The sequence below is a fragment of the Bradyrhizobium septentrionale genome (assembly GCF_011516645.4).
Lineage (GTDB): Bacteria > Pseudomonadota > Alphaproteobacteria > Rhizobiales > Xanthobacteraceae > Bradyrhizobium > Bradyrhizobium septentrionale.
Map to the genome: position 1 here is coordinate 3,468,991 of NZ_CP088285.1, position 12,951 is coordinate 3,481,941.

The following is a 12,951-nucleotide window of genomic DNA, read 5'->3' on the forward strand; positions in this document are numbered from 1 at the left end:
AGGGAGGAGCCGGATGTCGCAACTGACCCGTGAGCGGACGCAGCAGATTCTTGCCGATGCGGCATTCAAGGAGCTTGTCTCGGGACGCGCCAGGCTGCGATGGAGCCTGTCCATCCTGACGCTGGTGATGTTCTTCGGCTTCATCGCGCTGATTTCGACCGTGAGAGCCGCACTTGGTGCGAGCATCGCGGGAAGTGCCATGCCGCTGGGCTTCGCGCTCGCGCTCGCGCTCGCCATGGTCGCGGCGGTCGTGATTTTCACGGGCATCTATGTGCAGCGGTCGAATGCGCGGTTCGACGAACTCACCCGCACTGTCAACCGGGAGCTTGGCCGATGATCTTCAGATGTTTGCTGGCCGCAGCGCTCGTTGTGGCCGTTCCGTTCGCGGCGATGGCGCAAAGCGCCTCCGTGACGGGCGGGCGTGGAACCGACTGGATCGCGATCGGGATGTTCGCCCTGATCGTCGCCATCACGCTCGTCATCACCTACCGTTCGGCAGGCAGCACGCGCTCGAAGGCCGGCTTCTATACCGCCGGACATTCGATCACGCCGCTGCAGAACGGGCTGGCGACCGCCGGCGACTTTCTGTCGGCGGCCGCATTTCTCGGCATCTCGGCGCTGGTCTACGCCAACGGATTCGACGGCTTCATCTATGCGCTCGGATTTCTCACGGGTTGGCCGATCGTGCTGTTCCTGATGTCGGAACGCATGCGCAACCTGGGAAGCTACACGTTCGCGGATGCGGCCGCGTTTCGTCTCGACCGCACGTCGGTCCGGCTCGTCGCCGCGACTGGAAGCCTCGTCGTCGTCCTGTTCTATCTGATCGCGCAACTGATCGGAGCGGGCAAGGTGATCCAGCTCCTGTTCGGCATCAACTACATCCTGGCGGTCGTCGGTGTCGGTGTTCTGATGATGCTCTACGTCATCGTCGGCGGCATGCAGGCGACCACGTGGGTTCAGATCACGAAGGCGGTGCTGTTGATCTGCGGCGGAACGCTGCTCGCGCTTGCCGCGTTGTGGCACTTCGATTTCAGCCTCGGGCGGTTGCTCGAGGCCACAAGCCGGATCCATCCCAAGGGGGCTGCGATCCTTGCGCCTGGCGGATTGTTTGCCGAACCGGTCTCGGCGGTCTCTCTCGGATTGGCGCTGGTGTTCGGCACGGCCGGCCTGCCGCACATCCTGATGCGGTTCTTTACCGTGAAGGATGCTGCGGCTGCCCGCAAATCCGTGTTCTATGCGACCACTTGTGTGGCGTACTTCTGCTGGGTGATTCCCGTGCTGGGATTTGCCGCCGCGGCGATCCTGATGGCGGATCCCAGTTATTTCAACGTCGCGGCATCCGGCCAGTTCAACAAGATCGTCGATCTGATTGGCGGACCGAACATGGCGTCGATCCACCTCGCCCATGCGATGGGTGGCCCGGTCCTGCTGGGCTTCATTTCAGCGGTCGCCTTTGCAACCATTCTTGCGGTCGTCGCCGGACTGACGCTCGCCGGTGCCTCGGCCGTCAGTCACGACATCTACGGCCAGGTGATGTGCGGCGGAAAAGCGCCGGAGGCGCGCGAGGTCCTGATCTCGAAGATCGCGGCGATGGCAATCGGCGTCGCTGCGGTTCTTCTGGCCTATGTCTTCGAGAACCAGAACGTTGCGTTCATGGCGGGACTCGCGCTGTCGGTTGCCGCAAGCTGCAATTTCCCGGTGCTTGTCATGGCGATGTTCTGGCGCGGCACGACGACGCGCGGCGCCGTCGCCGGTGGTCTCGCCGGGCTGGCCGCATCGGTCGTCCTCGTCGTGCTGAGCAAGACGGTCTGGGTTGCCGTCCTGGGCTTTCCATCGGCGCTGTTCCCTTACGATAATCCCGCGCTGTTCTCGATGCCACTCGCCTTCCTGTTCGTGTGGCTGTTCTCGGTGACGGATCGCAGCGCGCGTGCGTCGCGCGAACGCGAGGCGTTCGCAGCGCAATTCATCCAGTCCGAGATCGGAACGGCTTTGGCCGTTGAACGCCCCGGCCTGGCGGCGGCAGCCTCGTGAAATCCGGCGCAGACTGCACTGACCGCCGAGCCAGAAGGACAGCATGACCAATCTGCTCGACGAGACGCACGATCCGGCACGGCGAAGCTTTGTCGAGACTGCAAACGGCAACGAGACCGATTTCCCGATTCAGAATCTGCCACTCGGCATTTTCTCCACCGCGGCCGAGCCGCAGCCGAGGGTAGGTACGGCGATCGGGGATAGGGTGTTTGACCTGAAGCGGGCACTCGGTTCGGACGAGGATCTCGGCGAGTCGATCCGGCGGGCCTTGCAGGACAGCACGTTCAATGCGTTGTTCTCGCTCGGACCGGCCGCGACGCGGGTGGTGCGGCGCCGCGCGGCGGAACTGCTCGGCCAGGGCAGCGCGGCCAACGAGATCAGGCGCCGTGCCTCGGATGTGCTGACGCCGATGGCGGACGTGACCCTCCATCTGCCGACGCGGGTGTCGAACTACACGGATTTCTATGCCGGCATCTATCACGCGCAAGCGGCCGGTGCGCTGCTGACGCCGGAAAATCCGCTTCCGGCGAACTACAAATGGGTCCCGATCGCCTATCACGGACGGGCATCGTCCGTGCAGGTCGGGCGGGGCGCGGTACGGCGGCCGCTCGGACAGCGCCCGCCCGCCGCGGCCGGCGGAGCGCCGACGTTCGGGGCCTGCGAGCGACTGGATTTCGAGCTCGAGATGGGCTTCTACCTCGCCGCCGGAAACCAGCTCGGCCGGCCTGTCCCGATCTCCGAGGCATCGCAGCAGGTCATCGGTTATTCGCTGCTGAACGACTGGTCGGCACGCGATATCCAGCGCTGGGAGATGTTTCCGCTAGGACCGTTCCTCAGCAAGAGCTTTGCCACGTCGGTCTCACCTTGGGTTGTCACCGCAGATGCGCTGGCTCCGTTCCGCGTCCCGGCGCTGGTGCGCCCGCAGACCGATCCGCGTCCGCTCGATTACCTGTTCGATACGGCCGACCAGTCCCATGGCGGGCTCGATGTCCATCTCGAGGCGCTGCTCGCGACTGCGCAGATGCGGGCCGCGCACCAGCCCGCCGCAGCGATTCTCACCTCGAATGCCAAATACCTGTACTGGACGCCGGCGCAGATGGTGGCGCACCACTCGATCAACGGCTGCAACCTGCAGCCGGGCGATCTGATCGGCACCGGCACCATTTCGGGACCAAGCCCGGCGCAGCTCTCGAGCATGCTTGAGCTCACGGCCGCAGGGACGCAACCGGCAATGCTTTCGAATGGCGAGAGCCGCGGCTTCCTGCAGGATGGCGACGAGATAATCCTTCGCGGCAAATGCATGAGGGACGGCTATGCCAGCATCGGGTTCGGATCGTGCGCCGGCAGGATCGAGCCGGCTGAGACCGTCATCGCCGCAAGCACGCATGCTTGATGGAGGGCCGTCATGGAATGTCAATCTTTGCTCTTCGGCGCCTACCTGTCGGCTTCTCCACTCGATCCGGACGAGGTTCGCTTCGGACAGTTCCTGGCGCTGGTGGTCGGACTGTCCCTGTTGCTGATCGTGCGCTTGGCAATCATGCTGGTCGGGGCGTTCTAGCGCGATCACCGCGCATTAGGTTTGCTCCCGTGGCTCCGGATGGCGAAAATCCGAGGGCGAGCGGTTGGTCCATTTCTTGAAGGCCTTTCGAAAACTGGTCGCGTCGGCAAAGCCCACGCGCTCGGCGACCTGATCGATTGCCAGATGGGTGTTCTCGAGCAGCTCGGTCGCCACCGACCGCCGCATCCCATCGACGATCGTCTGGTAGGACTGGCCGTCCTCCGCCAGCCTGCGGTGAAAGGTTCGCAACGAGAGCCCGAGCTGGGCAGCAATCTCCGGTGCGGCCGGAAACCGGTTGGGACTGTTGAGGCACGCGGCGCGAATCCGCCTGGCAAGCTCGGATTCGCCGGGACGCTCGGTCATCACGACGTCGCAGAGCTGCTGGCAGATCTTGGCCGTGATCGGATTTGCGTTCGGGCACGGCAGATCGAGGACCTTGGCGTCGAAGTGCCACTCCATGCGATCGGCAGCAAAGTCGATCGGGCAGTTGAACATCCGTTCGTAGTTGCGCCAATGCACAGGCGGCGCGAACGGAAAGATCATCCGCTTGCTCGGGAAGGGTGCTTCAAGCACGCGGCTGAACACCGCCGTCATCGAGCTGCGCCAGAATTCCGCGGCAAATGGCAAGAGCTCGCCGAGCGGATCGAGCCCATGGCTGCGCAGGATCGCGGTGGTGCCGTGCTCGATCCGGAAGCTGATCTGCCGCACGGCAGGTCCGGCCATGGTGATGTGATCGAGCGAGAACAACAGCGCCTCGCCAAATGTCCGGCTCGACACCAGCGCATAGCCGTAGATGCCGTAATCGCTGATGCGCTGCCGCGCGCCGGCGAGCAGTCCGATGTCGGATCGTTTCGCCAGCCTGATGGCGTTGCGGTAGATCGCCAGCCGCTGGCGATGCGAGATCCGCGCGTGCGGATCTTCCAGTTGTGTGGCATCGAGACCGGTGCGCGCGAACAGCTCGCGAACCGAGACGCCCTGTGCTGCGAGCTCAGCGGCGAGCGCACCGAGGCCGAGCAGGCTCTGCGTCGGTGCATCGGGATCGCTCGAGATCGGCATCACGATCTTGATCGGCTTCATGGCTTCCTCCGCGTCCACCTGGCACAGTTTGACAGGCGGATGAATCGGCTCTCCCGGCCGCTTGGCAATTTTCGACATCATAATTGGCAGAGCTTGACGTTGTCACGCTTGTTATGACGAGCGACATTCAAACCGTTGAGAACGGCGGGAACTGTGCAAAGCAGCCCGCGATGGGGAAACGCCAGCCAGCCGCGGTTCTGCGGCGGAAGCCGGCTGTTGGCCCAGGATCGAGCGAGGGAACGGCATGACGATTGTAACTCACGAGATCGACGGCAAGGTCGGCGTGGTCACGCTGGCCAAACCGCCGCATAATCTGCTCGACGATCAACTCATCAATGCAGTGGTCGGCGCCTACCACACAGTGGTCGCGGCCGGCTGCCGCGCCATCCTGCTGCGCAGCGCGATGCGGCATTTCTGCGCCGGTGCGGAGATGGCGTCCTGGGGAACGGGCACCAAGCTGCATACCGATCAGGCCGGGCTCGAAAAGGTCTGGCGCAGCCTCGAGGATGTGCCGGTGCCCACGGTCGCCGCCGTCAACGGCGGCGCGCTCGGCGGTGGCCTCGAACTCGCGTTGACCTGCGACATGATCGTCGCTGCCGACACCGCCTTCTTCGGCCAGGTCGAGGTGGCGGTCGGCTTGCTGCCGCTGCTCGGCGGTACCCAGCGGATCGCCCAGCGCGCCGGGATCGCGCGCGCCAAGGAGATCTCGATGCTCGGTCGGCGTCACACGCCCCAGACATTCGAGCGCTGGAACATCATCAATCTCGTCGTCCCGGAAGCGGAGCTTGCGGCGTCGTCGATGATCCTGGCCCGGCAACTCGCCGCGGGCCCGACCAAGGTCATCAACGGCATCAAGATGCAGGCGAACCTCGAGGCGCGCGGCGGCATCGCCGCCGCCGATGCGCGGCAGGTCGAGATCAACGACATGATCTGGCAGGCCAGGGATCGTCAGCGCGGTGCCGATGCCTTCTTTGCATCCGGTCCTGCAACTGCCGTCTTCGAGGGAGACTGACGATGTCTGCTGCACCGCTGCAGGGCCTGCGGGTGGTCGATTTCACCCGCGTGCTGGCCGGCCCGCATTGCACCAAGGCGCTGCGCGACCTCGGCGCCGAGGTCACCAAGATCGAGCCGCCATCCGGCGATATCGGCCGCGCCGGGCTGCCTTTTGTGAACGGCATGGGTCTGTATTTCGTGCAACAGAATGCCGGGAAGCGAAATCTCAGCATCGACTTGAACTACGCCGAGGCGCGCGAGATCGTCGCCAGCCTGTGCCGCGACGCCGACGTCGTCGTCGAGAATTTTCGGCCCGGCACCCTGGCGCGGTTCGGCTTCGGCTATGACGACGTCCGCGCGTTCAACCCCGGCGTCATCTACGTGTCGCTCAGCGGCTACGGGCAGTCCACCTCCTGGCGAAACCGGCCGGCCTTCGCACCGACGGTGCAGGCCGAGACCGGCCTCACCTCGATCGTGCAGGATCATTTCGGCGCGGCGTTGTCCGAACCGCGCGGCGATTCCTGCAGTCATGCCGATGTCTATACCGGACTGCAGGGCGTGATTGCCGTGCTCGCCGCGCTCCAGCATCGCAACCGGACCGGCGAGGGCCAGCATGTCGACGTGTCGATGGCCGCGACCATGCTGTCGGTCAACGAGCGCGCCGGCGCGATGCTGTCGGAGGTCGATACCGACGGTGAGCCGATCGCGCTCTCGGCCAACGAATCCCATATCTTCGAAATGTCCGACGGCACGCGGCTGACGATCGCCGCCAGCCCGATCTATTCGCCGATGTTCACGCGCTACTGCGCGATGATGCGGCGTAGCGATCTGCTGGCCGATCCGCGCTACGCCACCGCCAGGCTGCGCAGGGACAACCTCGCAAGTCTGCTCGCCGAAATTCGTGCCTGGCTCACGACATTCGAAAATCTCGAGCAATTGCAGGCGCAGGTGAGCGAGGCGGGGCTTGCGGTCGGGCAGGTGAGAACCGTCAACGAATTCGCAAGCTCCGACTGGGTCAAGGAGTGGAATGCGGTGGTCGGGGTCGACGACCGCGCCGGCGGTCTGGTGCGCATGCCGGGCAACCCCTGGATCTTCAGCGGCTCGGAGCTGCCGTCCCCCGGCGTGCCCGCATATCAGGGCGAGCATAATGAAGCCATCCTCGATGAGCTCGATATCCCGTCCGAAACCGTCAGGGATCTGCAGCAGCGTGGCATCCTGCTCAGCCGCCGATAGGCGTTTCGGGCGGTCGTCGCGGAGGCGGTCGGCAGGCCGGTGACCGGCCGCCGTTTGGTCGCGGCCGGGAATTGGCCGCGAAGCCGCCCTGGCCGCGCCTGCCATTCCGCGCCCAAGTTCACCCGACAAGTTCACCCGGCGTTAGGGAAAGCCCGGGACAATGGGGAGGGGGCATCGGAACACCGCGCGCATGCGAGCTAGTTTTCCAGAACGGGTTGAGCAGGGCGATCGCGACGCCCTCCGCGATCCGTTGCCGTCAAGGAGCCGGCCGCTCGTCGTCGATGTCGACGAGGTCATGATCGGGGAAAGCTCTTTCCCGGCGGATTTCCCCTCCGGGATTGCCGGCCGCTTTCGCGCCATCGCTGCGGCGATTGCCACCGCCTTCGAACCGGAAGCGCGATCGGCGCATGCCGCTGGTGCCTCTCGCTTCGATCCGTCCCGCGCGCAATTCGACCGCGACACCGTGACGTTCCTGTTGCAGGTCTTGGGCGAAGGCCGTCCGGTCTATCTCTGCTCGGAAACCTATCCCGAGCCGTTCGTCAGTGCGGTTGCCGAGCATCTCGGCGTCTTCACCGCTTGGGCGGCCGCGCCGGGAAGCCAGTCGCCGGCCGCACAGAGCGACGACTTTCCTTCCGCGCTCCTTCAAGGTTTCGACTACATCGGCGGCGCGACGGCCGCACTGCCCGATTTCGCGTCGTCCGTGGCGCGCCCCGCCGCATCCGAGCTGGCCGCGCCTCCGCGCGCCGATGTGCGCGGCTGGCTGAAGCTGTTCAGGGTGCATCAATACGCCAAGAACGCCCTGGTGCTGGTGCCGCTGTTGACCGCACACAAATTCGCGCTGGGGTCGGCCGCGACGTCGCTGCTCGCGGTGATCGCATTCTCGCTCTGTGCATCGAGCGCCTACATCCTGAACGATCTTCTCGACATCACGGCCGATCGCGCGCATCCGAGCAAGCGCAACCGTCCGATCGCAAGCGGCGCCATCACGCCGTCGCAGGCCGTCCGCGCGATGGCCCTGGCGCTAACAGCCGCATTCGCGATCGCCATGCCGATATCAATCGAGTTCGGCGGCGTCCTGCTCGGCTATTTTGCGCTGACCACGTCCTATTCGCTCTGGCTCAAGCGCATCGCGACCGTCGACGTCGTCGTGCTTGCCACGCTTTACACCGTGCGCGTGATCGGCGGCGCGGTCGCGATCGACGTGCCGATGTCGGAATGGCTGCTTGCGTTCTCGCTGTTCATCTTCATGTCGCTGGCGCTGGTGAAGCGCTACACCGAGCTCGCCAGCCAGCCGGACGGCGCCGTGCTGGCGGCACGCGGCTACCAGATCGAGGACAAGGCGATGGTCGCGATCCTTGCGGCTGCGTCGGGCTTCAACGCCGTCGTGATCTTCACGCTCTACATCTCGTCCGATACGGTTCGCGCGATGTACAGCCATCCGCAACTGCTTTGGGTCGGCTGCCCGATCCTGATGTACTGGATCGGCCGCGTGATGCTGTTCGCGCAGCGCGGCCTGATCGACGACGATCCGGTGACGTTCGCGCTGAGGGATCGCGCCAGCTGGGTCGCCCTCGGCGCGATCGGCGTCATCATGCTCGCCGCCATCTAGCGATGCCGGCGGTTGCCTTGCCAGAACGTGTGAGTGCGGCCTCTGATCCCAGCGGGATCCGTCTCTCAGGTTGGGGCAACTATCCCAAAGTGTCGACCGAGCTGCTGGCGCCGCAGACCCAAGCAGGCGCGCGCGACTATCTGCTTGCGCGCTCCGGCGTCGTGGCGCGCGGGGCAGGGCGGGCCTATGGCGATGCCGCGATCGGTGTGCAATCCACGATTTCGTCGCGCGGCCTGAACCGGATGCGCAGCTTCGATGCCGCCACCGCCCGATTGACGGTTGAAGCCGGCGTGACCATCGCGGACATCCTCACCGCCTTCGAGCCGCGCGGCTTCTTCTTAAAGGTCGTGCCCGGCACGAAATTCGTGACGGTGGGAGGCGCGATCGCCGCCGACGTGCACGGCAAGAACCACCATCGCGACGGCGGCTTCGGCACTATCGTTGAGTCATTCCGCCTCGCGCTGCCGGGCGGCGAGATCGTCAGCTGCTCACGGTCGGAGAACGCCGCGCTGTTCGCGGCGACGGTGGGCGGCATGGGCCTGACCGGCGTGATCCTCGATGCGACGCTGCGGCTGCTCCCGATCGAGACCGCGTGGCTGCGGCAGGACACCCGCGTCGCCGGCCATCTCGATGCGGCGATCGATCAGCTGGAAAGCAGCGCATCGGCCACCTATTCGGTGGCCTGGATCGATTGCCTTGCGCGCGGCGCGGCGCTCGGACGCTCGCTGGTCTATCTGGCCGAGCACGCCACGCGCCGCGACAAGGAGATGCTGGGACCCGACCTCGCGCCGTTCCCCGGCCCGCGCACTCAGCGGCTGTCGGTGCCGGAGCGATTTCCCGGATGGCTGCTCAATCGCGCATCGATGCGGGCATTCAACGAGCTGTACTTCCGCCGCGGCGCGGCGCGTCAGGGCGAGCCGCGGCTGGTGCATTGGGATCCCTATTTCTTTCCGCTCGATGCGATCGCCGATTGGAACAGGATCTACGGCCGGCGTGGCTTCGTGCAATACCAATGCGTGATTCCGCTCGACCGTGCGCGCCGCGTCCTTGCCGAAATCCTGGATCGGGTATCGCGGCGCGGCGATGCGTCGTTTCTGGCCGTGCTCAAGCAGCTCGGCGATGGCGGAGGGCCGATGTCGTTTCCGCTTCGCGGCTATACGCTAACGATGGACTTTCCTGTCACCGATACGCTGTTCGCGTTTCTTGACCAGCTCGACGCGCTGGTGGTCGATGCCCGCGGCCGGCTGTACCTCGCCAAGGACGCGCGACAATCGCGCGCGACATTCGAATCCGGATATCCCGGCCTCGCGGCCTTGCGGGACATCCGGCGGCAGACCGGGGCAAATACGCGCCTCGCGTCCCATCTCTCAGCACGGCTTGGAATTTGATGACCGACACAAAATCAGTTCTGGTGATTGGCGGCAGCTCGGACATCGGGCACGCGACCGCGCTGCGCTATGCCAAAGCGGGATGGCGCGTGATGCTGGCGGCCCGTGATGTCGAGGCCGCCAAGCGCAACGCGGACGACATCAGGACGCGAAGCGGCGTCGAAACGTCGGTTCAGGTGCTGGACGTCTTGCAGACCGGGCAGCTTGCCGGCTTTGTCGCCGGCCTTCCCTTGCTTCCGGATACCGTCGTGTGTGTCGTCGGCGAGCTCGGCGACCAGCTGCGCGCCCAGACCGATCCGGAGCTTGCGACGACGATCATGCGCACGAATTTCGAGGCGCCCAGCCTGCTGCTCGAACGGTTCGCGCAAACGTTCAAGCAGCGGGGCTCGGGCACCATCGTCGGAGTCAGCTCGGTCGCCGGCGATCGCGGGCGGGCGTCGAACTACTATTACGGCGCGTCCAAGGCCGGCTTCTCGCAATTCCTGTCCGGCCTGCGCAATCGTCTGGCGCTCGCCGGCAAGGTCCGCGTTGTCACCGTCAAGCCGGGGTTCGTGCGTACCAGGATGACGGCGCATATGAAGCTGCCGGCGCCTTTGACGGTCGATCCGGATCGGGTTGCGGAGGATATCTTCCGGGCCGACGTGACCAAGCCGCGCGATGTGATCTATGTGGCCAGACGGTTCTGGCTGGTGATGACCATCATCTGCGCGCTGCCGGAGTCGATTTTCAAACGGATGCGCATCTGACACTGGTCTCGCTGATCGCCTCGGTTCTTGAACTGCGCAGCAGCACAATTCCGACAATCAGCGCGATCAGCGGAATGAATGCGAAGCCGCCGATCGAGAGCACATCGAGCCAGTCTGCGCGCTGGTGGGAGGCCGCCATCTGCGTCGCCTGCAGGTAGCCGGTCGCCCCGATCGGAATCGGCAAGGCGTAGATGATTCCCCGTTCCCACTCCCGCGCGTTTGCCAGCAGCGCCGGCAGCAACAGCGCAAGGCCGACGCTGAAGACCAGGAAATCGTAGTCGTAGGCATAAGGGCTGATGCAGACCGAAACGATTGCGGTCAGGCCGAGGCTCTCACGCGCGGGCATCGTCCGGTAGACCGCAATGAGAACGACGGCGAGCGCCAGCACGGCGACGATGCCCTGGGCGATAAACGATCCCGACGCCGACAACCCCGCCGTTCGCAACGCCGCATAGATCGAGATCATGCGATGCATCGGATAGTTGCCTTGCTCCAGGAACACCGACGAATCGCGTACGCTTTGCAGGAACGCGCTCCAGATCTCCACGCCGAACACCGCCGTGCAGATTGCCGAGCTGATCAGCACGACGGCGGCCGCCGTCATCACGACGATCCAGGAGCGCCGCAGGATGGCGTAGACCGCTAACGCTATGGCGAGATGCGGCTTGATGATCATGAGACCAAGCGCCGCTCCGGCGACGACTGGCCGCTCTTCGAAGAACAGGCAGACCATCCCGATCAGCGCGGCCGTGAGCAAACCGTTCTGTCCGCATGCGAGCGTGATCCCGATCGTCGGAAAGAAGACAATCAGCACCAGCACGAACTGGCTTCCGGCAAGGCGACGCAGCACGGCGAAGTAAAGCGCCAATGTCGAGCCCGCGAACAACAGATAGGCGAGCCCGATCGGGATCAGCGCAAACGGAGCCAGCAACAGGCCAAATTGCGGCGGATAGGTCCACGACATGAAGCCGTTGTGCCCGCCTGATGCCTCTCGCTGGATGACGATGAGCTTCGCGAACTGATAGGCCTGGTCCATGTCGCCGAGCCAGACCAGCTTTGCGGTGATGTAGAAGGCGGCAAAGTCGACAAGTTCGCGGCCATGCCCCAGCCCCACCTGCCACAACCACACCGCCTTCAGGACGATGGCGATGGCCAGCAGCGCGAGGATTCCACGTGTGTAGGCGGTTCGCTTCGACGCGGTCGACTGAATTGTTTCGAGGGTTGTTGCGAACATCAAGCCGGGCCCTGTTACGGCAATTCAGGCTAGATCGAATAGGTTAAGCAGTCGAAAAACCGGGCGGAACCGGGTAGTGCCAAGTGCCGTGTTCGACCGGCGCCGGTACCGTTCACGCGACTTTCGCTGGACGCTCCGTCGGCGCCAATGGTAACGGCTGAGATGACCATTTGATCGAGAGCCGCATGCCGAAACCTCCGCCTCCTTCCGCCAATCGTGGGCCCGGCCCATCCCCGGTTCTGCAACGCGCCGTGGTCGCGTTGCAGATGAGGCAGGTCGTCGAGGCCGAGCGGCTGGCAGGGGAGGTGTTGAAGGCAAACCGGACCGATGTCGGCGCGGCCTCGATCCTGGCGCGGGCGCTGATGGCGCAGAACCGCAACGAGGAGGCGATCGCGCCGCTCGAGCGAGCCGCCCGCCGCGTCGAGGATGCCGGCATCGAGACGCTGCTCGGCGCGGCGCTCGGCGCCGCCGGCCGCCGCAACGAGGCGATCGATGTGTTGCGGCGAACCACCGCGCGGCGGCCACCGTTCCTTCCCGCATTTCAGGAACTGGCAGGGCAATTGGCTGCGGCCGGTCGCATCGACCAGGCGGTTGCCGTGATCGAAAGCGCGATCGCTCTCGCGCCTGGGACCCTCGAGTTGCAGATCTTGCTCGCGCAGCTGCTGCCTGATTGCAATCAGCGCAACCGAGCGCGCGAGATTCTGGAGAAGCTGCGCATTGTGGCGCCGGGACATCCCGCAATCCTGCCCGCGCTCGCGCGTGTGCTGCTGCTCGATGGCGACTACGCGGCCGCCGCGGAGCTCTATCGTCAGGTGCTGGCGCAGCGCCCCGACGACCCCCTGACGCGCCTCAGCTACTCCGCCTGTCTTCTGGAAATGGGCGACCGCGCCGGCGGCGAAGCCAATCTGCGTCTGGCGTTGCGCGGCCGGCCGCAAATGATCGGCCGCACGACGGCCGCGCTGACCATGTCATCGCATGGCCGCTTCTTCTTCCGTCCCAGCGGGTTTGCGAAATTCCTCGGCGAGCCCAGGTAGTTTTGCTGGAGCCTGCACCCGTAAACTCGCGACCGCTTCACTTTCGAA

General features: G+C 65.1%; 12 protein-coding genes. 10 read left to right on the forward strand and 2 right to left on the reverse strand.

The genetic code is table 11. The features are described 5' to 3' along the window. Positions 1-13 precede the first annotated feature (13 nt). The 4 genes from HAP48_RS18160 to HAP48_RS18175 are packed head-to-tail and all read left to right on the forward strand — an operon-like array spanning position 14 to position 3,589. Entirely contained in the window at positions 14-337 is a 324-nt protein-coding gene (locus tag HAP48_RS18160; protein WP_166211853.1) for a DUF485 domain-containing protein, read from the forward strand. Then, positions 334-2,031, forward strand: a complete 1,698-nt coding sequence (gene actP, locus HAP48_RS18165; RefSeq protein ID WP_166211849.1) for a cation/acetate symporter ActP — start codon at positions 334-336, stop codon at positions 2,029-2,031. The genes HAP48_RS18160 and actP overlap by 4 nt, the downstream gene beginning before the upstream one ends. 43 nt (positions 2,032-2,074) lie before the next feature. After that, positions 2,075-3,424, forward strand: a complete 1,350-nt coding sequence (fahA, locus tag HAP48_RS18170; protein WP_166211846.1) for a fumarylacetoacetase — start codon at positions 2,075-2,077, stop codon at positions 3,422-3,424. Between the two features lie 12 nt (positions 3,425-3,436). After that, a complete protein-coding gene (locus tag HAP48_RS18175; protein ID WP_166211843.1) occupies positions 3,437-3,589 on the forward strand; it encodes a hypothetical protein in 153 nt (50 codons plus the stop codon). 15 nt (positions 3,590-3,604) lie between these two features. Here HAP48_RS18175 and HAP48_RS18180 read toward each other — a convergent pair whose 3' ends face one another. Next, the gene (locus tag HAP48_RS18180) at positions 3,605-4,666 is read right to left on the reverse strand and encodes an AraC family transcriptional regulator (protein WP_166211840.1); all 1,062 of its coding nucleotides are present in this window, start codon (positions 4,664-4,666) and stop codon (positions 3,605-3,607) included. Positions 4,667-4,910: 244 nt separating this feature from the next. Between HAP48_RS18180 and HAP48_RS18185 the strand changes: the two genes are divergently transcribed. From HAP48_RS18185 to HAP48_RS18205, 5 genes are all read left to right on the forward strand, one after another. Beyond that, entirely contained in the window at positions 4,911-5,678 is a 768-nt protein-coding gene (locus HAP48_RS18185) for an enoyl-CoA hydratase/isomerase family protein (RefSeq protein WP_166211837.1), read from the forward strand. A 2-nt stretch (positions 5,679-5,680) separates the two neighbouring features. Next, positions 5,681-6,892, forward strand: coding sequence for a CaiB/BaiF CoA transferase family protein (locus tag HAP48_RS18190; RefSeq protein WP_166211834.1), 1,212 nt, complete (start codon positions 5,681-5,683; stop codon positions 6,890-6,892). Between the two features lie 190 nt (positions 6,893-7,082). Beyond that, positions 7,083-8,501, forward strand: a complete 1,419-nt coding sequence (locus HAP48_RS18195) for a UbiA family prenyltransferase (protein WP_166211831.1) — start codon at positions 7,083-7,085, stop codon at positions 8,499-8,501. A 2-nt stretch (positions 8,502-8,503) separates the two neighbouring features. Then, positions 8,504-9,889: an FAD-binding oxidoreductase gene (locus HAP48_RS18200; RefSeq protein WP_166211828.1), complete on the forward strand. Its 1,386-nt coding sequence runs from the start codon at positions 8,504-8,506 to the stop codon at positions 9,887-9,889. Beyond that, entirely contained in the window at positions 9,889-10,635 is a 747-nt protein-coding gene (locus tag HAP48_RS18205) for an SDR family oxidoreductase (RefSeq protein WP_166211825.1), read from the forward strand. The genes HAP48_RS18200 and HAP48_RS18205 overlap by 1 nt, the downstream gene beginning before the upstream one ends. Here the strand turns inward: HAP48_RS18205 and HAP48_RS18210 are convergent. After that, on the reverse strand, positions 10,616-11,869 hold the full coding sequence (locus HAP48_RS18210; RefSeq protein WP_166211822.1) for a glycosyltransferase family 87 protein: 1,254 nt from the start codon (positions 11,867-11,869) through the stop codon (positions 10,616-10,618). The two genes, HAP48_RS18205 and HAP48_RS18210, sit on opposite strands and share 20 nt — an antisense overlap. Positions 11,870-12,054: 185 nt before the next feature. Here HAP48_RS18210 and HAP48_RS18215 point away from each other — a divergent pair, with 185 nt between their 5' ends. Further along, positions 12,055-12,903 (forward strand): tetratricopeptide repeat protein, encoded by an 849-nt coding sequence (locus HAP48_RS18215; protein WP_166211819.1) that lies wholly within the window; start codon positions 12,055-12,057, stop codon positions 12,901-12,903. Positions 12,904-12,951: the final 48 nt, after the last annotated feature.